Annotated in this window: 17 protein-coding genes; 6 read left to right on the top strand and 11 right to left on the bottom strand. The window is 50.1% G+C overall.

From position 1 onward, the window contains the following. Window positions 1-412: 412 nt before the first annotated feature. The 8 genes from BLP47_RS00570 to BLP47_RS00600 all read right to left on the bottom strand — a co-directional run bounded on the left by BLP47_RS00570 (window position 413) and on the right by BLP47_RS00600 (window position 9940). On the bottom strand, window positions 413-781 hold the full coding sequence (locus BLP47_RS00570; RefSeq protein ID WP_091849358.1) for a hypothetical protein: 369 nt from the start codon (window positions 779-781) through the stop codon (window positions 413-415). 334 nt (window positions 782-1115) lie between these two features. Continuing rightward, complete coding sequence (locus BLP47_RS00575) at window positions 1116-2894, bottom strand: tetratricopeptide repeat protein (RefSeq protein WP_091849359.1); 1779 nt, start codon at window positions 2892-2894, stop codon at window positions 1116-1118. Between the two features lie 393 nt (window positions 2895-3287). Then, on the bottom strand, window positions 3288-3626 hold the full coding sequence (locus BLP47_RS00580; RefSeq protein ID WP_091849360.1) for a hypothetical protein: 339 nt from the start codon (window positions 3624-3626) through the stop codon (window positions 3288-3290). Further along, entirely contained in the window at window positions 3623-4864 is a 1242-nt protein-coding gene (locus BLP47_RS00585; RefSeq protein ID WP_091849361.1) for a tetratricopeptide repeat protein, read from the bottom strand. The genes BLP47_RS00580 and BLP47_RS00585 overlap by 4 nt, the downstream gene beginning before the upstream one ends. Further along, complete coding sequence (locus BLP47_RS08360) at window positions 4861-5004, bottom strand: hypothetical protein (protein WP_157671265.1); 144 nt, start codon at window positions 5002-5004, stop codon at window positions 4861-4863. The genes BLP47_RS00585 and BLP47_RS08360 overlap by 4 nt, the downstream gene beginning before the upstream one ends. Window positions 5005-5149: 145 nt before the next feature. After that, a complete protein-coding gene (locus BLP47_RS00590) occupies window positions 5150-5938 on the bottom strand; it encodes an N-formylglutamate amidohydrolase (protein ID WP_091849362.1) in 789 nt (262 codons plus the stop codon). Between the two features lie 391 nt (window positions 5939-6329). After that, window positions 6330-6698 (bottom strand): hypothetical protein, encoded by a 369-nt coding sequence (locus BLP47_RS00595; RefSeq protein WP_091849363.1) that lies wholly within the window; start codon window positions 6696-6698, stop codon window positions 6330-6332. A 245-nt stretch (window positions 6699-6943) separates the two neighbouring features. Then, on the bottom strand, window positions 6944-9940 hold the full coding sequence (locus BLP47_RS00600; RefSeq protein WP_091849367.1) for a hypothetical protein: 2997 nt from the start codon (window positions 9938-9940) through the stop codon (window positions 6944-6946). Between the two features lie 1268 nt (window positions 9941-11208). Here BLP47_RS00600 and BLP47_RS08365 point away from each other — a divergent pair. Together BLP47_RS08365 and BLP47_RS08615 are read left to right on the top strand one after the other, a co-directional pair. Then, window positions 11209-11355: a hypothetical protein gene (locus tag BLP47_RS08365; protein ID WP_157671268.1), complete on the top strand. Its 147-nt coding sequence runs from the start codon at window positions 11209-11211 to the stop codon at window positions 11353-11355. A gap of 339 nt (window positions 11356-11694) precedes the next feature. Further along, window positions 11695-11838 (top strand): DNA cytosine methyltransferase, encoded by a 144-nt coding sequence (locus BLP47_RS08615; protein ID WP_371325803.1) that lies wholly within the window; start codon window positions 11695-11697, stop codon window positions 11836-11838. Window positions 11839-11937: 99 nt separating this feature from the next. On the opposite strand, the gene BLP47_RS00620 is transcribed toward BLP47_RS08615, so the two are convergent. Both BLP47_RS00620 and BLP47_RS00625 read right to left on the bottom strand, forming a co-directional pair. After that, the gene (locus BLP47_RS00620) at window positions 11938-12225 is read right to left on the bottom strand and encodes an N-formylglutamate amidohydrolase (RefSeq protein ID WP_091849375.1); all 288 of its coding nucleotides are present in this window, start codon (window positions 12223-12225) and stop codon (window positions 11938-11940) included. A gap of 237 nt (window positions 12226-12462) precedes the next feature. Further along, window positions 12463-12963 (bottom strand): hypothetical protein, encoded by a 501-nt coding sequence (locus tag BLP47_RS00625; protein ID WP_091849376.1) that lies wholly within the window; start codon window positions 12961-12963, stop codon window positions 12463-12465. A 429-nt stretch (window positions 12964-13392) separates the two neighbouring features. On the opposite strand from BLP47_RS00625, the gene BLP47_RS00630 reads away from it, so the two are divergent. After that, window positions 13393-14313 (top strand): HNH endonuclease, encoded by a 921-nt coding sequence (locus BLP47_RS00630; RefSeq protein ID WP_091849377.1) that lies wholly within the window; start codon window positions 13393-13395, stop codon window positions 14311-14313. Between the two features lie 880 nt (window positions 14314-15193). On the opposite strand, the gene BLP47_RS00640 is transcribed toward BLP47_RS00630, so the two are convergent. Further along, window positions 15194-16015: a BtpA/SgcQ family protein gene (locus tag BLP47_RS00640; protein ID WP_091852756.1), complete on the bottom strand. Its 822-nt coding sequence runs from the start codon at window positions 16013-16015 to the stop codon at window positions 15194-15196. Window positions 16016-16157: 142 nt separating this feature from the next. On the opposite strand from BLP47_RS00640, the gene BLP47_RS00645 reads away from it, so the two are divergent. From BLP47_RS00645 to BLP47_RS00655, 3 genes are read left to right on the top strand one after another with little or no spacing between them, the layout of a single operon-like run. Next, a complete protein-coding gene (locus BLP47_RS00645; RefSeq protein WP_091849380.1) occupies window positions 16158-16946 on the top strand; it encodes a DeoR/GlpR family DNA-binding transcription regulator in 789 nt (262 codons plus the stop codon). Beyond that, on the top strand, window positions 16943-18427 hold the full coding sequence (locus BLP47_RS00650) for an FGGY-family carbohydrate kinase (protein ID WP_091849383.1): 1485 nt from the start codon (window positions 16943-16945) through the stop codon (window positions 18425-18427). The genes BLP47_RS00645 and BLP47_RS00650 overlap by 4 nt, the downstream gene beginning before the upstream one ends. Further along, window positions 18424-19188, top strand: a complete 765-nt coding sequence (locus tag BLP47_RS00655; RefSeq protein WP_091849384.1) for an SDR family NAD(P)-dependent oxidoreductase — start codon at window positions 18424-18426, stop codon at window positions 19186-19188. Before BLP47_RS00650 ends, BLP47_RS00655 begins: the two co-directional genes overlap by 4 nt. The last annotated feature ends 23 nt before the right edge of the window (window positions 19189-19211 follow it).

A 19211-nucleotide genomic window follows, 5' to 3' on the forward strand; every position in this document is an offset into this window, starting at 1 on the left:
ACTTATTATTCTGATGAAAACTGAGCAGAAGTGAACCTCGCCATAGCGAGCGCCACTGCTTCAAAGTTCAGTCCAGGAATACCATCAGATAAAAAGGCGTCTTCTACCAAGGTGTATCAAAGTACCCACCGCAGGCGGCCTTCGGCTGACTGGAGGATGTGAAGTCGGTTAGCATGCTGGAGAGGCGTAAGGGTGGGGGCCTCCGGTAGGAAATCTCTGCGCTGCCCAAGCGCTACTTAGGTCGGGGATGCAAAAGAGTTGACGGTAATCATATTCCTGGGGCTGGTCCCGAGTCTTGGCAAACTGAAGTGCACGCACGCAAAGCAATCGCGTTGGCACAAATGGGCGCATTGCCACCCCAGAAACAGCACTCCAGGAGCGAAAGTGTAATTAGCTCAAGATGAATAGAATCCTAAAATTGATCCCCGCCGATTGACCTCTCGATTTCATCGGCGGCATTAGCTGCAAGCCTCAAGCCGAATGCAATCTCCGACTCGTCTACATCAGCGATTGGCACGACGTGAATAAGTGCATAGAAGCCGGCCAGCGTCGACAACCCTAGAATAGTGCCTTCTGCTAATTTCAAAGCAATGCCTGGAGTTAGATCACTCTCACGAGCAAATGGACCGGCGATCATGATTAGCTCGTCTGTGATGGAGACCCAAAGCCTGTGACGCCTTCCGCCCTCGATGTCGAATTCGAACTCATACAGCGTTTCGCTCTTTTGCTCAAACTTGTAGTGTCTCGAAACAAAATTCAGTACTTCCATCCTTGTTGCCATGGATCCTCCGATCGATTGAATGTGGCAAAAATCTTTCTAAGACTATGGCACTTAGAAGTCCAACAACACTGCTTATTATTGAAGTTACTAAAGTCTCCAAGTAAATTTGGAAACTGAATCCGAGTTATGGCCTTTGCCCTGGGAAAACGGTCAGGCACGTGCACATCAACATCGAGGCCTAGAACTTACCCTTCCAGGGAGAACCCAAGTGGCATCAGCGATCCCGCTTCTGGATTACGGCAGAAGAATTTGAGCTCAACGTACCCGTATACCCAAGTTTGAATCTGCCACCAACTAGCACTAATAAGGCGTACTCGGATTCAATCGGAAACCTTTAACCTCTAGGTCTTCCACAGTACGAGCAAAATTGCCCCGCGAATCCCTCGAATTTCGTCCCGCAATTTGAGCAATACCGAGGAGCAACTGAAGATGTTTCACTCGCTGGCTGGCTGGATTCTTCACTTATATTCGCGTCAAATCCGGATCCCCCTTTTTGACCTGTTGCAGAGTCGTAGCCGCCAGACTCAGCGCACTTGACTCGATACTTGCCTGCAAGGACTTCGTCGTCTTGCACCACAAAAATTTCAGCCAGGTAGTAACACGCTTCGCTTTCCGCATGCACGTCCCCACTTTGGAGCACGAGTTCGAACTTCTCTTTTGCATCGTCAAGTCTGCCTTGAAGAAATAAGGAAATGCCCCAGTTGGACAGCGCGTTGATTGACTCTCTTCCCATCTTCATTAGGTACGCGCCTTCAAGGATGCTCTCAGCCAATTGCCAGTTCTGTTCCCTAATGAGCCAGCGAAAAACTAGCGAATTTACGCAAGCTGGCACCATAGGCCCGGCACCATCGTAAGAAACCCATTCGAATAAACGTCGTGCAGTGTCTAGGTCTCCTGCCGAGTCAGCACTGCTTGCCAACTGAGCTTGAGTGTTGGTCTCATGCATCAAGAATCCTATTCGCGTGGTTGGCACCCACCGAGAAAAGCCTCCTAGTCCCTCATTTGGCGAACCAGGAAAGCTCAGCCCCACGGCCGAAAGCAGGAGAGTGTCAAAGTCGGACTGGGATCCAGAGCTATTTGCATTTAGATAGCCATCTTCAAGTATTGAGCTGATCTTTACCAGGCCAGTTGACATTGTCTTCAAGTTTTTCAGAAGTGATAATTTGTTTGTTGTGCTGAAACTCCAACCAAAGTGAATGACGTTTGGCATAAACGTTGACGTAACTAGTAACTCTGCTCCAGTATCTTGAAATACGCCTCGAGCTTCCTCGTACCTTGCGTTGACGATAAAAGGTCTCGGTCTGTCTTCCGTGAGGACCGCTTCGAACGCAGACTGCCTAGGAAAAGAAAGAAAGCTCGAAGGAAATGGGGTTTCTGCCAAGTAAAAGAGACTCTTGGCCAGGACTGGTATGTATATTTCTGTCGACCATTGGCCGAAACTTAAAGCCCCTTGGTCTATTTCGGACTGGGGTATCTCAACGCCATCAAATGTCCCGGAGTCATTCTGCAGCCAGTTCTGAGTCAAGTGTTCAAATGGCCTTGTGGCGACTAGTGCTGGTGTGAACCAAACGCAAGTTTCCCTACCATTGCCATCAACATAAACACGGAACTTTTGATGCACAGGCATCCCGAAGAAGTTTGTCCACTCAGCAACTCCTTCTATGCGGGATTCCGGAATCTCAATCGACTCCAAAGGGCTGATTGGAAAACGTGTTTCGTAGAACCAAGAGACCCCCGCCTCCTGAAGCACATCAATCAGAGCAGTTCCGACTTGGGTCTGATCAATGTCCGTCTGGGCCCCAAGGTTACTGAAGTTGATGGTCATTCCCGGCAGAACCTTGGGCTCTTCAGCGGCAAAATAGTAAGGAGCAAAAGTTTCAAGGTGCGGTTCCGAGTAGGCAAGAGCCTCAGGTGACAAAGTTGCACTTATTGGAACTGGACTGTATTCAGCGAACCACGAATCCGCTAACCGGCCAACAATTCTTTTGGACACGTTTTGCCAGGTCAGGCTTCCTTCTGCAAATCCATCCGGAATCTGCGGCTCATTCCTTTCGCCAAAACCACCGCCAAAAGAAGGCATCCCCTTTGGACCTCTATTCGAAAAAAAAGACACTTTCAAATCCCCCTAGATGTCAACGTGCTTTCACCCGCAACAGTCAGCTCCTAACGCTTAGAGAAGCGACTTGGACATTCGTTGAAGCGTCCCTCTGGGCCTGATTCAATGACTTAGACCAGGGCTAAAGATGAACGCACGGGCCTGACCGTCCTTGGACTTAGCATCGTGACGATGATTATAACCAGTGCCAAGAGGTTCTACTAGCTATGTTCTGCGCCCATCCCTCCAGCGCAAGTATTCGCGGGCAGCCGCGGTACTGAAATTCAAATCTTGGAGGGTTCACCAATCTTCAAAGCCAACTGAATTCGGATCTCTAGTGCTGAAGCGCTCCGCCCGCATGCGAAACTCAGCGATAAGTCCAGACCCTAAGTCATCGCCCAGCACTGACCGTCATTTGGGGCTGTTCACCCGAAACAAGACATTCCCCTCATTGGGGAAAAGCCCGGCCTCTAAGAACTGCTCTTGGGCCCAGTGGATATCTTTGCCTGCCATGTACTGAGTTGCCACCGAGACCTGGAAGGTCCTTATGTCTTCTCCTATTTGGTGAGACTCAGGAGACCCCATTAGGTAAAGGTGTGGTCGGTCATTACCTGCGAGTCTGGATTTTCTGGAAGTAAAAACTACTGACACGTATTCCCCAGGAGTGAAGTTTTTTGCCTCCTGTGTCATGGCTTCAACAACTGGCTGCCAAATGGTTCCGGCAAGCTCTGGTTCAAAGTCCTTGGTCATTTATCGGACTCGGGAACGATGATGTTTAAAGTCTCAGCCATTTTTTCCAACATTAGATTCTTCACCTTTTCAAGCTTGTCTAACTCGGGCTGATTCTCACCCCAGTCCTTGGAATCAATCTCATCGAGCACAGCCTTGGCTTCCTGGTGGCGACCCATGAGAAATAGCGCTTCTGCCAAACTGGCTTTTGAGGACCTAATCAGCGACCTGTTTTCGATCACCGCTGCCCGCTCGATAACGTCCCGGAAGATTTCGGCAGCGGCTTCGTGTAGCTTCAGGCCCATGAACTTCTCGGCGGTCAAAAGATCCACGTAACAAACATTATGTAATTCACCAGCATGCTCAAAATAGGCCCGAATTCGATCAGTCCTTCGGCTGAGTTCGTCTACTTGATCGTCATCGTCTAATCGATGCAGGGCGGTAATTAACTCAAGCTCTGCAAGAGCTGCCCCAGAAAACTCCTTGGCCTCTTTGAGCTTTCTAATCGCAAACTTCAAGGGCTTTCTAGCCTTGGCGTTATTACCAGCCAGCACGTGGGTCCAACCCAATCTGTAGTTCATGTGCACAATTCGCTCTTCCACCTCCATGAATTCGAAAGTAGCTAGCGCATCCTTGATGTGAGCCAAAGCTTGTTCGTAATCACCAAGCTCAATCAGAGCCGAAGCCATCCGATCTTTAGCCCTGGCGGCGCCAAAGGCGTCGCCAGCAGATTGGAAAATGTTGTAGGCCCGAAGAAAGCTTGCCAGCGAACTGGTTTTCATGCCTTTTACCCCGTAGAGCTCGCCCTGGCTCAGAGAATTAATACCGGCTGAATAAAACTCCTCGAGCTCCGCAAAAGTATCAATCGCAAGTCCATAGATCTCGATTGCTTCGTCTGGGCGCTCAAGTGCGGCGAGGGTGTCCCCCAAAGGTCCCGCAGAAAACGCGATGACTCTCGAGTCGTTAATTTCTGTGCCGATTGCTAATGAGCGCTCTAGGGCTTCCAAAGCATCTACATACTCCTTGAGAGAATAAAGGCAGTACCCAAAGCTGTAGTTGGCTTTACCCGCCTCGGCATTTCGATCTTGCTGAATATAAAGATCGTATGAGGAACCAAATAGATTCTTGGCTAGAGCCCAGTCCTCAGCCTTGAGCTTTCTATCACCAAGCTCCATAAGGGAGTCAGCTCTATCAAAGAGATCATCGGATCTTGATCGATCCCAGAGCTCTTCGTCAGACAGGTCCTCATAAACGCTCATCGAACCCTCTTTTCCAAAAGGGTTCGAGGATTCACCTTCGCAGAAATCTTCTTGATTTCGAGGTAACGCTCAATGGGATTAGTTGTGGTGCGCTGCATCGGCTTATAGAACTGCTGACGCCCGGCTTTAGTGCTATTCATTTGCCCCTCTTTTCTTCCCCTAAACCAAAAGATTAAGCCCGGGCTCTGACATTTTTGGTTTGGTTTTCAAAGTGGAATCGCTTGGATTCCGCATCCTGACATAGAGACTCGGATTACCCCGAAGCTGGGGCCATCCGAGTGGCCACTACTGGCTGGCGCTACTGAGCCCATCAATCAGCTGTGCGATGGCGAGCGCCGTTTTCTCAAAGCTTGGTCCAGGGACACCAGCAATCAAAAAGGTGTCTCTTCTTAGCTCCAACATGATCGACTGCACCCTGGGCTCTTTGCCATAAAACACAAGCGGCACATAAGTACCAACAAAAGGAGTGTTTATGTCAATGTCCCCTAAACCAGACAGCTCTCCGGTGGCGAGGGCAACAAGAGCTTCTGGGGTGTGAAAGTCATCAACCCCGAGACAAACTGCCGGTCTTGCTGATTCTTTATAGAGCTCATAATCCGATGCCACAACAGGATATGAATGCAGGTCAATAATCACAACATGGCCCAATGCTTCCAGGCGCTCGGCAACGAGCGCTTGGAAGGCCAATGAATACGGCTTGAAGTAGGTGTCGATAACCTCCTGAGATTCAGATTCGGGGATATCACGCAAAGGCTTCTGGTCACTGGTCTTTGAGTAAACAACCCCCATGCCAACCTGGTTCATAACCTCGGTGTCATCTGGGAATCGCTCAGGATCAAACACCAACCTAGAGAGCGTGTTCTCAAAGATCCAAGGAGTCACCTTGGCTTTTTGAGAAGCGAGTCTTGCCAACTGATCGGTTAGCCCATCGGTCATTAGGTCCAACTCCTGCTGCAGCTCTTGGGCCGAGAGCAGCAACTGCTGGGCTATGTGATCGGGGATGTGAGTGCTTGCGTGTGGGACGTGAATGATCACGGGAGATAGTGAGTCTCCGGGTATTAGGTTCCAGTTCATTGGGTCTTGCCTCTTTCATTACCAGTGGGCCATCTGGCCCATCTACTTTTGTCAATTTCTTGACCTACTCATTTCCCTTTGCACCTTCGCCGATGGTCGGCAGGTTGCACGCTGAAGGCGGGAAGCCTTTTTATTCAGCCATCTTCTAAAGCCCCTTGGGACTTGAGTGGATTTTTATTTAGTTATTAATGAAATCTTGGTGGCTTAGAAGGACTAAGTCAAGAACATTATTTTGTGTGCTGGGTGAGGCCCTTGTCTCAGCAATCTTCGATGAAACTGAAAGTTGAACCAAGGAAAATTGCAACCTGAAAGAGTGGGAAGGCTCGATTGTACCGAATCCTGATGGTCCCCAGGGGGTCCTGATAAAACTTACTTTCAGATCTGAAGTTTCCTAAAATTCATCTTGGAAGCCGAGTTGAGCCTCGAGATCGTCTGCCTCAACCGCAAGCTTTAAAAAGGCATTCCTTATTTCACTCTCGTCGATGTCTTCGACGAAAACGTTGTGCTTCAGGCTGTAAGCCCCTCCTGCGGTAACGATACCGAACATAGATGTGTTAGCGGATAAAACCCCGTCTGCATCGATCCTATTCGCCCAAACCACTGGGGCAGTCAATTGAAGTGCGTTGCCTTGAACGCCTGCATAAACCTTATGAGTTCTACCTCTGGTTGTCTCGATCTCCATAGAGAAAAATCGGTTACCCTCATCTGTTACTGCGTACTTATTAAATATAAAATCATAAACCTCTTGCTCGGTTGCCACAGAAAACCCCCTTCATCAAGCTCTACATCTACCAAACGACAGACTTAATCAGATCCTAGCAAGGTCCAGAAAAGTAGCGTCTTTGGCTCGTGTCCCCAAAGTAGCGCTAAATGATGGTCTTGAGGAATGTGCGCCTAGTCAAGTCTCTGACACCTAAAGAGTCGGCGATGCTTTTCGCACCCTTAAATGGGACCAATGGTTTCTCGATTAAAGCGAAAATAACAAGACCAGAATGGAATGTGCCTCTAAGCCTCTTCGGAATCCCCTCGGATGCTTTTGGCCTTAGTATCCCACCACTCGTGTTCAGTGGCATAGGAGGCCATGTTTGAAATGACATCCGCAATGGTTTCCTCTACGTCAAATTCATCCTCACACCATAACTCAGCAATGAGAATCGCCCATTCGTTGTCGGTCAGATGTTTTCGAAATTCGATCTCAATAGCCTCTCTTGGATATCCAGCCGCTATGCCGAGAGTCTTGGCGGTTTCGATGAGGTCATCATCACCAATTTCCTCAAGTTCGTGCCAGCGCAGCATCTTTATCGACCATTGGTCAAAAGCTTCCAACAAGTGGGCTTCCACGCGAGTAAAGCAATCAAGCAATGCCTCTCGGAGTTTTGGTCTTGAAATTAAAGTGCTATTGGTTGCAGTCAGACCAGGGTGGAAAAACCCGTGTCGGATTGTGGTGAGGAGAGGGACGAGATTTTGATGGTCACCATCATAAAAACGCTGAACCGAGCCCCGTAACTGAGGGCTAGTTGCCAAGGATATGAGTTTTTCTCGGAAGTGCTTCCATGACGGCTCCGACGCCAGCGATTTCGACAGATCGCCATCATTCACAATCACTGTTCCCTTTCCGGAGAGTCGCTCCCAAGCTTCGAGCGCCGCGATCAGCAGTGAGATTTTAAGCATTACGTAGTAAGAGTCTGTGCTCTCTTTGCCACCCTCAAAGGTGGCTGTAGAAAGGTTTTGAGCCAGTTTTAGCTTGACCCCAAAGTTAGACACAAGCTGTCTAAGAATGGAATTCTCAGGGATCGCTGGGAAGACGCGACCAAAACTCAGAGTTTCGCTCACTTCGGAGGGTCCCGCCAAGAAATCCGCATCTAAATTGTTTTCTTCAAGAAATTGGTTTGTTTGGTGCGTAGTTGTTTTATTTGCTGGCGTACCCAGAAGTCCCGGGCCGAGCTGATAACCACCGGCTAGCACGCAGCGCTCTTGGAAGCTCTTCGAGAGCTCAAGGTTTCCTCGGCCCTTTTCTATGAGGCTCATGAAAAAACTGGCTTCTCTATCCGAAAACTTGTCTTCGCGCGCGAGGGCAGACGTGAATGCTTTGGAACTTGAATCAAGCTCACCCAAAATGTAGTAGGCCACCCCGAGGTTGGAAAGCGCATTAGTTGACTGATTTAGCATTCTTTGGTCGACAGCCTGGTGGGCGAAGTATTCAATCTCTCGGATTAACTCGGGGTTTTGAGACAGCTCAGGAATCAAGAACCTGTATATGTAAGTGTTTATCCCATGCACCAAAAATGGTCCGGCACCGTCTCTAACTAGCTGGACTAGCTTTTCACGCGCACCTACATCATTCTCGACATTTAAAAACTCCCCCACCTCAACGAGAAGCTGTCTGGTCTGATCCATGAGGCCACCCACCTGAGTAACCGGAATCCATTGAGGTGCTGCCACGCGACTGCTCCTTGATGCCCCCTCTACAAGTTTGGCGCACGGATTCCCGAGCGCATCGTCCCAAGGGGCGGTAAAGTTCGGATCCCGGAAATTGACATAACCGTCTTCGACAGTTGTTGCCGCTGCGGTGCAGCCGTTGACAAGCAAAGGGAGGATCTGGCTCAAAAATGGAAGTGAATCTTGCGTCAGTTTCCAACCAAACTGGACAACCTGAGGAAATATGGTGCTCTCAAAAACGTTTGAACTGCCTGCACCTTGAGAACCATTTATTCTTGAAAAACCGCTTGCCTCTGCATGGTTCTTTATGGTGAAAAACGGCACCGGTCTGGCTTCATGTGGGATTTGCGGAAACGCCAAGTCCCTGCTCAAAGTCATAAGCTGACTGCCGGGCAATGGCGTCTCGCACATGAACGCAAGCTGCTTCATGAATACTGGCAGCTGGAGTTTGGTTGAAAGCTGACCCAGACTAAAGCCCCCTGCTTTTGTATCCAGGTTGATGGTCGAGATCTTGCCGTCTTCGTCCTCAACCTCAAAATAATCCACCCCATCGATTGGGACTGTGGTGGCCAAAAGATCCACAAACCAGTAGGCGGTTTCTTGACCCTCTTTATTGATGTGAACCTCAAGCGATTGATAAAACGGTGTCCCTGCAGCTGTCACCCACTGACCCTGAAGGCGGTGTTTGTTGTCTACCTCAATCTGACTCTCGTGAGAGGCTGCCCAGGTTGTTTTGTAGCTGGCCTTCAATTCCTCCGACTCCAGTGCCCGAAGGAACTCTTTGCCAATGGCAGTTTCTGGAATACTTTGAATGTCCCCCTGCTCGGCCTCGTCAATCTCAAATTTCGAAACCATCTTCAGATCTTGAGCTGCCACATGAGAAAGGCGGCCTGCAACGTCACCCATGGCTGAGAGGCGATGCTGGTGCACTTCTGATGCTGGCTTTGGGACAAAAAGCTCAAACCACGCATCAGCATTCGCATCAACAAGCACTAGGTTCTGTCGATACCACGTCGAATTTTCTGCACTGGGCTCTTGCTCATCCGATGTTATTGTCTCTCCTTGTTTGGATGCTGTGTCTAAGGTTCGGCTCACTGGCTCAACTTGGATGCTGTGATTAGATTCGACGGATGAGGCGGAGCCTTGGGTAAGTTCTTCCTTCTTGAGAAAATGGCGCGTACCAAGAATTTCAAACTCGCGCTTTCCAGCCTGTGAAACAATCATTTCAAGCAACAATTTGGAAGCCTCGGGGTTCGCAATTATCTGGCTGTAATTCAACACATTGTGGTAAGTCATGGCAACTCCCATCTTGCCAATTCCCATTGCACCCAATTCAGCAGCCAAGTTTTCAACTTGGTCCATCTCGCAAACGGGAGCATCGATAAAAAGAGACTTCGCTGTAAACGTCAAGTAGAGAGGTCGCGAATAGACATGGCCGTCAATTGAAACATCGAGGTATCCGAATAGACGATCCGAGGACGCTGGATTGAACTCAGTCTCAATGTCAATCCAGCTAAGGAGAAGCTTTTTTGATTCTTCCCTCGCAAATGATTCGTCTTCCAAAATGCCCCCAAGTTGGTTGTGTTCCGCAATTTTAATTCTATACGCCCTCGCGATTGACTGGATGAACTTAGTCCCTGTGTTTTCTCAAAAGCTGCGAGCCCGCTATCAGCATTCCAAATGACTAGGTGAGTTGGGGGCTGTGTGAGTTAAGCCTGGCAGGGTAGTTAGGCTGGCTTTGGGTTTACTCGATAGCTATTCATTTGAACCCCCAATTTCGATTGAAGCTAGACGGCAGAAGAGGGGGCTGACATTTTTGGTTTGACCCAGGCTGAACTGAGATCATCTCTCTGAACCCCCTTCATCCGATTTGAGTGAAAGCGCATCAAGCAGGTCCGGAATTGCAGCCGTTTTTGGCTCAAAGCCTTGAGCAGGTCTACCAGCGGTCAAGAAGGTTTCTCTTCTTATTTCCAACATGGCTGACTGCACGCGTTGATCTTTTCCATAGAAGGCAAGTGGGGCATAGGTGCACACAAACAGTGTGTTGATGCCTACCTCTCCAAGCGCAGAAAAAGCATTTCTTGCCAAATCAACCAAATTGTCTGAGGTGCGAAAATTATCAACCCCCAGACAATGCGCTGGTCTGGCTGATTCCTTCTAAGGCTCGTAATCAGTTGGCGCAACTGGGTATGAGTGCAAATCAATTATCATCGCCTGACCCATCCAGGCTGGTAGGCCGGTCGAATGGTTACTTGAGCGGAGGCTGAGGCAGTGGTCGGCTCTTGACGAAAATCGACGCGGGCCAAGAGCGCGCCTTGGCCATTTGCCTAGAAATTGCCAGGTGCCATCTGAAAAACTCATTGTTCGAATATTTATGATCAATTCTTGAGCTTGCACAAACCTTACAGACTTTCCAGTTTGAAGGACTGTCAGATATACCCAAGGGTGAATACGTGAAGTATGCGTCACACAGCGAGCAAATTTCTCTATCCATGCCTTTTACTATGACAGGAGCTTTAGGTGACTATTTAAAGTTATCCAAGGGTTTGTGATGGGGCCGCGATGTTGACTACTGTCGGGAGGACAGCAAGTCGCAATGCGCAGTCACTTTTTAGGAGTGGGGCTGACATTCCGAATAAAAGCATTTCGGGGGCTTGAGCCCTGCGCCAAAATAACTTGTATTGCTGCTCCCATTCATCTCTACTGCGAAAAACTGACTGGCGATCTCGCAGCTCCAGGGCTGCGAAAGGGTCTTGACAAATTAGAAAAGCCACTGGTTCTCTGCTTGTTTTGCGTGTGATAATGAAGCCCAGACTAAGTAAAGGGGCGGAATGAAGTTTTTGGTTATGAGTGCTGATATCTATGAGGTTGAGGCCGAAGACATTGACAAGGCGTGCGACAAAGTCGCAGAGTTCCTGAGCGGCGAGAAGCACGATGATGTTGTATTCGTTGAGTACTACGTTTCTGAAGCACCCTAGGACTCCTAAACTTTGAATCGGCAGGAGGGGCCAATGGAGCAGCTCCTACTGGTCAATTCGAAAGAAGATTTTCTGCACATTTAGGCGGCGCCCAAAGGGGGTTGCAGTTAGAAGATGTCTTCTCATCTATTCTCGTTTTTTTCAGGGGCAGGATTCCTCGACCTTGATTTTGAATCCAAAGGCTTCATTGTGGCAGCTAAACGAAATCTACGAACCCTTCGCAAATGCATACGAAAGATCACGGCAAGCTATGCAAATCTCTCCACAGCCTTTTGGACTTGATGTTGGCTCAATCGAAACCAATTCGAGACTAAAAGACTTTCCAAGCTAAAGGGTCAGATTCAAGATGTGAGAAGAACTGGCGAATTATCTGGGTTCATCGGAGGGCCTTCCTGCCCAGATTTCTCCGTTGCTGGCAAAAATGCAGGAAGTGAGGATGAGACTGGGAGGCTGTCTAAGTCTTATCTTGACCTGACGATTTGAGCCAGGCCAGACTTCTTCCTCTTTGAGAACGTGAAGGGCTTGTGGCGAACTTCAAGCCATCGAGCCTTTTACGAGGAATTAAAGTCTGAACTTCGGGGTTCAATTCACCTGGTTCATAACTTCGGTGTCATCTGGGAATCGTTCCGGGTCAAAAACCAAACGAGAAAGCTTGTTCTCAAAGATCCAAGGCTTCGCCCTGGCTCTTTGAGAAGCGAGTCTTGCCAACTGATCGGTTAGCCCATCGGTCATCAGATCTAACTCTTGCTGCAGCTCATTGGCTGAGAGCAGCAACTGCTGGGCTATGTGATCGGGGATATTGGTGCTTGCGTGAGGAACGTGAATGATCACTGGAGACAAAGAGTCTCCAGTGACTATGCTCCAGTTCATTGGGTCTTGCCTCTTTCATTACCAGTGGGCCTTCTGGCCCATCTACTTTTGTCAATTTCTTGACCTACTCATTTTCCTTTGCACCTTCGCCGATGGTCGGCAGGTTGCACGCTGAAGGCGGGAAGCCTTTTTGTTCAGCCATTTTCTTGAACCCCTAGGGGTTCGAGTTGGCTAGAGTCTGCCAACTCTCAAAGCGTGACCCCGTTGGGGTTACAACGCTCCATAAGCAGGTCAGACTCAATCCGTTGTTGGGCCTTCGGGACGATCATCTGATTTACCCAAAGATTCAGTGATTTCGGATTCCATTTCCTCATCCCGGCCCCACGTGAACTCAGATGCGACACTGAAAAAATGGAAACCGCTCCAACCCTGAAGCTCCCAATCGTTGTCATTCTCAATCTCAGATACAGAAATATCTTGATCTTGGAGCCACTTTTGAACAAGGGGATACTCCCATGCAAATCCGTCATCGGAATCCCAATCAGTGTTTCCACCTTCACCAGCCGAATTGATATCCGTGTCAAAGCTCCAGAGCTCGTATGGACCTTCCAGGTAAGGGAGCAATTCGTCAGGGGAGCAATGATCCCAGTACTCCCCCTCGTTCGGTGGATTGTGAGAACCACGCACAGCCCGCAGCACTTGACCCGGGGCAGCTTCTGTCCACAGTGCCTTTTCGGACATTGTGATGAATTCGACCAACCCAGTTAATCTCGACGTGTAAAAAACAATTGTGGCCATCTTTATCCCCCATGTCCCGTATTTCCCCCGAGAAGACTATCGCCAGTCTCAGACTTTTAATTATATGCCTGTGGATCCAGGCACTAGGCCGCCGCTAGCTGCGGAGAACGGGGCCGTTTGCAATGCAATGAGACTTGGCTCCCTGGTAAAGCTTCGTCGCTTCCAGTGCGGCAATAATCCATGGAGTCAGATCGGCCAACGCGCTTACATGATCGAGCCATGGTTGAATCTCGAAATTGGCCCTGTTGACTTTTGTCACAGCGATTCGATTTGAAGATCTGTATTTGATTACCCCAGAAAGAATCGGACGAGCAAGGAAATTCCCCTTCTCAATAGCCTCAAAGTCTGTCCTATGATGAGAGAAGACAGCTGATCAGACATTAGCGACAGCGCCTGAGTTCAGCCGTTATCCGACAGTTTGGGGGCAACATGTCTTATTGGTGGGTAAACCAAAAACAGACTCACCGGCAAGAGATTGCCGGTGGCTTTATGTGGTCACCAAAGAAGAATGCAGATGGTGGCAAGAACCCCTATTACGACTTTATGACCCAAATTCAGCCAGGTGACATTGTTTTTTCATTTGCCAATGCCGACATAATCGCAATCGGTGTTGCAACATCGATTGCCTACACAGCCAATAAGCCAACAGACTTTGGTAATGCTGGAGCAACCTGGTCCCAGGATGGCTGGGCGGTGGATGTTGATTTTCAAAGAGCAGAAAGCCCAATCACTCCGAAGCTCCACATGAATCTAATTGCCCCACTACTTCCCGAGAAGTACTCGCCGATTCGGGCCAATGGAAACGGCAATCAGGTCTACCTGACTTCAATCTCAGCTGAACTTGGTTCGCTCTTGCTTGGCCTACTGGGTTCCCCAGAACTGAATTCTGAAGTTACAAACCTTGAAGATTTGGCATTCGACGAGCAAGAGCAACTCATAATCCAAGACAGCATGCTGGATCAAACAATGAAGGCCTCTTTAGTTCTTGCAAGACGAGGTCAAGGAAAGTTCAGAAAGCGAGTTGAGTTCTTCGAAGGAAGCTGCCGAGTGACTGGGGTCACTTCATCAAAACTTCTAATCGCCAGCCATATTAAACCCTGGGCAACCTCTTCAAACGAAGAAAGGCTTAATGGGCACAACGGCCTATTCCTCTCCCCTCACATAGACAAACTTTTTGACTCAGGACTGATGTCCTTTGAAGACAGCGGGGAAATGCTCTTCTCTGACACTTTAGATGTCGATGTACTAACCCGCTGGAAGATTGACCCAACTAAGAAGGTAAAGAAGTTCGGTCAGGACCAGGCTTACTTCCTGGAGCATCACAGGGAATCAGTGTTTCAGCAGAGCTGAAAACGAAGGGAATTACCATGCCTCACAAGAATGACACTTAGCTAACCGGTGCTGCCGGAGAGCACCTGGTCCTTTCCAGACTGCTCTCTCGCGGTGCTTTAGCTGCACAAGCACCCAGAGGCGCTCGAAGGGCCGAACATATTCGTTATCTTTCTTGACGATCGCGGACCATGCTTTCTGCAGGTCAAATCAAGAGCAGGCCGGGGGAGTTCTCGGTTGGCATATGCAAGAAAAACACGAAAGCAGACGGAATCAGATTTGTTTTTTGTTTTGTAGATTTTGAACCAGATCAGCCGAGAGCTTTTGTTATGCCCGCCTCGATTGCCGCTGAAGCAATAAGGCTGGACCATTCAACATGGCGTGCAACTCCAGGGAAAAGCGGCCAGGCCCACAACGAGACCAAATTTCCGAAGACTGAGGAACGACTCTCTAGGAAAACCAGAGAACTGGCTGGATGAGTATCTTGAGAGATGGGGGCTTATAGACGCCGCTGGCGGAGTCCGACTGATCTCATAACATTCTGTTCCTTAGTTATCTGTCAGTCGATATGCTTCCCTTGGTTTTGCATTTCCAGCGCAGTATTTCAATTAGAGAGCCCTTGCCTTGCAGTTCAACCACGTGCTGTCCAGTCTTAGCATTGAACGGAATCAAGTTTCATCTTTGAGGAATCCCTTTGGGCTGTTACGAATTTTTCTCTCGTCCCGGCTTTTAGAAATACAGCTCCATTGGCGGCTATCTTGGAAGATATTTCTCCAAAGATTTTAGCGGCACCGTCTAAATTTGAAGAAAGCGATAGGGATGAGCAATAGTCAACAGTGATAAAGGTTCACTCACGGGGATCTAGCCAGGGAGATTCACCTCTAAACTCTCGGACCCTTTGCTACCCTTGAAGTCTTAGCCGGAGTGCCTTTACGGCCGACATTAATTCAGCAACCCTCGCCCGGTCCACCTCGTTCTTGAACGCCCCATCTTTTTTGAAAAATGTACCTACCACAGCAGCATCAGCGACACTCAACTGCTCAGCGGCGTTATCCGCCCGCATCCCGGTATTCACGATTACTGGCACATTCGCCGCCGCGTTCTTAACTTTTATGAGCACTTGACTGTCGGTTGATGAGCCGGCTGTCAGACCGGAAACACACAAAGCGTCGGGCAGAGTTGCAAATACAGTAGTCTTCGTCACTTGTTCGATGTCTCTGTGCGCCAGATAGGTAGCAGATTCTGGAACAATATTGAATAACAGCTTGACATCTCCTGCTCCAATCCGTGATCGGTGACGGGCTGCTTGCCCAACATTGGTGTTCCACAGACCAAAATCGCTGGCATAAACTCCCGTGAAGATTTCTCGAACAAATTTTGCTCCTGAAGCTGCAGCGAGGTCAATTGATGCCACCCCGTCCCACAGAACGTTCACTCCAAAGGGAACTTGGATCTCCCTCGATAGCTGCCCAATCACATTCGCCATTGCTATGGCAGTGATGGGTTCCGTCTTGGTCAAATACGGAAGGCTGAACTCGTTTGAAAACATCACGCCATCGACCCCGCCAGACTGAAGGGCCTCAAGCTCTCGGGCCGCTCGTGAAATCACTGCAGCCATGCCGGCTGTTTGATCAAATCCTGGATCTCCAGGAAGCGCCGAAAGATGAAGCATCGCAATAACAGGTTTTTTGACACTGAACATGTCGTCTAGCCAGGTGTTCATGGGCTGCTCCTTCGGGGTTTTGGACCGCATGTTTCACACGATACGTTAAATAGTCTCATAGATAATGCCGATTTACGTAATCTTTACACAAATGTAATGCATTTTGTGTGATTTTTTCAAATAATTCGGCTAGTTTGTTCACATGGATGTTAAAGAGCGCAGAAAATTTATCGCCGAGCAAGTCGCAACTCTTGGTGAAGTGGAGTTTGCCCAACTTGCTGAAATTTGTGACGTCTCGGAAATGACCATTCGCCGAGATATTGAGACGTTGGAACAAGCAGGAGCCCTTCGGCGAGTGGTGGGAGGAGCCATTGCCGTCGGCGGAACAGCGCAAGAGCCCCCGTTCCAATCCCGTGCTTCTATTGCGGCGAAAGAAAAAGAACATATCGCCCGTGCCGTCGTGGACTTGCTTTCTTCCGGGGAGACGGTCATCTTAGATAGTGGGAGCACTGTGCTGAGCGTAGCGCGGGAAATTCGTCGTCGAGCAATCACCTTGACCGTCATTACACCCAGCGTCCTTGTCGCACTTGAGCTGTCCGATTGTGATGCGATCGATGTCCACCTTCTCGGCGGCTTGCTTCGACCAGGCGAACTAAGCCTCATTGGTCCCGACACCGTCGAGCAACTAAATCAATTCAATTGCGACACTGCGGTGCTTGGGGTTGCTGGTGTAGATCTTGCAGGGGGCATCTCGGACTATCACCGTGACGAAGCGTATGTGAAAAAAGCCGCGATACGTGCTGCTCGAAGGACGATTGTCGCAGCTGATCACTCGAAACTTGGCCGCTCGTCGTTGATCAAAATCGCGGGACTCGAGGAGATCTCGGTGATCGTGACCGATGGAAGCCTCCTGCACCCCACTCTTGTAGAGGCTCAGGCACGCGGAGTCTCGGTCACCGCAGTGCAGCCGAAAGAAGAAGTATCGCCATGACACAGTTCACAATCGGAATCGACATTGGAACCACAGGAACCAAGTCCATACTTTTTGAGGCGGGCAAGGGGGTCGTGGCCACGGCAAATGCCGACACCACGTTGCACTCACCACAGGCTGGGTGGGCTGAGGCCGATACTGCTCAATGGCTTAGCAACGTCTACTCCAGCGTCCGCGAACTACTGGAGACAACCGGATGCGACCCTCGGCAGGTTCTTGGCATATCCACCACTGGGATGGTTCCTGCGGTCGTGCTTATAGATGAGACCGGTTCCCCGCTTTCTCGTGCAGTGCTCCAAAACGATGCCCGAGCAATTGTTGAAATAGCAGCCGTGGCAGCAGAGTTGCAGAGCCTGGATGTTGTGGAGGAAACCGGATCACCGCTTAGCCAGCAGTCGCTTGCTCCGACACTTCGTTGGTTTCAGCAGCACGAGCCAGACATTTGGTCCCGGACCAAAAAAGTCCTCGGCAGTTACGACTGGGTCCTGATGGCACTCGGTGCAGAGGTCCACGTGGAAAGAAACTGGGCGCTCGAATCCGGGCTCTTCCACATAGATGGCCGTATTCACGAGGACATACTCGCCGCCGCACGGATCCAGCCTTCGTTGTTGCCACCGGTGGTGTCCGCCGGAGAAGTGGTAGGAGCTTTGAGCGAGGAAAGTGCTGAGGCGATGGGACTTTTGCCGGGAACCCCGCTCATCGTGGGTGGAGCAGATCACGTCCTATCGGCCTATAGCGCGGGGGTATCTCAAGAGGGTGACTGGCTCGTGAAGTTGGGTGGGGCGGGAGACATTCTCGTCGCCACTAATAAGCCTCTGGTCGACAAGCGCCTTTACCTCGATGCCCACCCTATTGAGGGCACGTGGCTCCCCAACGGGTGCATGGCGACCAGCGGTAGCTTGCTCCGCTGGTTTCAAGAACTTACCCAGATTGAGGATTTAGCTCGGATGGACGATGAAGCTGAGGCCTGCCTGCCCGCGGAGGTTTTATGTTTGCCGTACTTTTTGGGGGAAAAGAGTCCCCTACATGACCCGGATTTGCGAGGTGTGTTCTTTGGAATGCACCTGGGCACGACTCGAGCGGAGATGTATCGATCGGTGCTAGAGGCGATTGCTTTTGGCTTCCGCCACCACGTCGAGGTGCTCAAGGAACGTGGCATTCGATTTGACCGAGCGATGGTCACCAACGGTGGAAGTAAGTCAACGCTCTGGAAGCAGATCCACGCCGACATTTTAGGCGTTGAAATGCATCCAGTCATCGATCACCCCGGGGCATCCCTTGGGGCAGCAGTGATTGCTGGTGTGGGAGTAGGAGTGCTTGACTCACTCGCATCCATTAGAAATTACGTACGCCTCGGAGACGCTATCCATCCGAACTTGAACAAAACCGCCATCTACAACGTGGCCTATGCGCAGTGGCGAGAGCTTGCCACTGTCACCACACCCGTTGCACATCAGTTATCAGAAAGGACGAGGCGATGACAAAGACAGTAGTAGTAACCGGAGGAGGGTCCGGTATCGGGCGCGCAATTTGCCAAGAACTCGCGGCTCTTGATTGGCGAGTTATTGTCACCGACATCCGACTCGACGCGGCTGATGAAACCAAGCTGCTGCTAGCCGGGGATGGGCATGAAGCCCATGGTTTTGACGTGACAGATCACACTGCCGCACACCTGCTGGCCACTGACATATCATCGCGCCATGGGCTAGACGCCTGGGTGAATAATGCCGGGGTGTCTCGAATGCGTCGTTTTGTGGACATCACTGAATCTGAGTACGACATCACGCTATCCGTCAACCTCAAAGGGGTCTTCGTCTGCGGCCAAGCCGCTGCCAAGGCCATGATCCAGCAAGGCCGTGGTGGGAAAATCGTGAACACCGCATCGATGGCCGGCAAACAGGGTGGGGTCCCTTTTCTCACCGACTACGTAGCCTCCAAGTTCGGTGTGATTGGGCTTACTCAGGCAATGGCGTTTGAACTATCGGAACACCGAATTAACGTCAATTCAGTCTGCCCAGGGTTTGTTGCTACTCCCATGCAAGACCGAGAACTGGCATGGGAAGCGGAACTCAAAGGCAGCACCGTGGAGGAGGTACGCGCCTCATGGATAGCCGACACCCCCCTTGGTCGATTGCAAGAACCAGGCGATGTCGCCAATGTGGTTGGTTTCCTCATTAGCAACAAGTCAGATTTCCTCACCGGTGAATCCATTTCCGCAAATGGAGGCGCATACATGGATTGATCCCCGAGAGGGAACCCGCCCGC

The sequence above is a fragment of the Candidatus Aquiluna sp. UB-MaderosW2red genome (genome assembly GCF_900100865.1).
GTDB lineage: Bacteria > Actinomycetota > Actinomycetes > Actinomycetales > Microbacteriaceae > Aquiluna.

Excerpts from the sequence above, each read along its gene's own strand:
- BLP47_RS00570 (WP_091849358.1), bottom strand. The coding sequence starts at position 781 with ATGGCAACAAGGATGGAAGTACTGAATTTTGTTTCGAGACACTACAAG.
- BLP47_RS00580 (WP_091849360.1), bottom strand. The coding sequence starts at position 3,626 with ATGACCAAGGACTTTGAACCAGAGCTTGCCGGAACCATTTGGCAGCCA.
- BLP47_RS00585 (WP_091849361.1), bottom strand. The coding sequence starts at position 4,864 with ATGAGCGTTTATGAGGACCTGTCTGACGAAGAGCTCTGGGATCGATCA.
- BLP47_RS08360 (WP_157671265.1), bottom strand. The coding sequence starts at position 5,004 with ATGAATAGCACTAAAGCCGGGCGTCAGCAGTTCTATAAGCCGATGCAG.
- BLP47_RS00590 (WP_091849362.1), bottom strand. The coding sequence starts at position 5,938 with ATGAACTGGAACCTAATACCCGGAGACTCACTATCTCCCGTGATCATT.
- BLP47_RS08365 (WP_157671268.1), top strand. The coding sequence starts at position 11,209 with ATGAAGTTTTTGGTTATGAGTGCTGATATCTATGAGGTTGAGGCCGAA.
- BLP47_RS00620 (WP_091849375.1), bottom strand. The coding sequence starts at position 12,225 with ATGAACTGGAGCATAGTCACTGGAGACTCTTTGTCTCCAGTGATCATT.
- BLP47_RS00625 (WP_091849376.1), bottom strand. The coding sequence starts at position 12,963 with ATGGCCACAATTGTTTTTTACACGTCGAGATTAACTGGGTTGGTCGAA.
- BLP47_RS00630 (WP_091849377.1), top strand. The coding sequence starts at position 13,393 with ATGTCTTATTGGTGGGTAAACCAAAAACAGACTCACCGGCAAGAGATT.
- BLP47_RS00640 (WP_091852756.1), bottom strand. The coding sequence starts at position 16,015 with ATGAACACCTGGCTAGACGACATGTTCAGTGTCAAAAAACCTGTTATT.
- BLP47_RS00645 (WP_091849380.1), top strand. The coding sequence starts at position 16,158 with ATGGATGTTAAAGAGCGCAGAAAATTTATCGCCGAGCAAGTCGCAACT.
- BLP47_RS00650 (WP_091849383.1), top strand. The coding sequence starts at position 16,943 with ATGACACAGTTCACAATCGGAATCGACATTGGAACCACAGGAACCAAG.
- BLP47_RS00655 (WP_091849384.1), top strand. The coding sequence starts at position 18,424 with ATGACAAAGACAGTAGTAGTAACCGGAGGAGGGTCCGGTATCGGGCGC.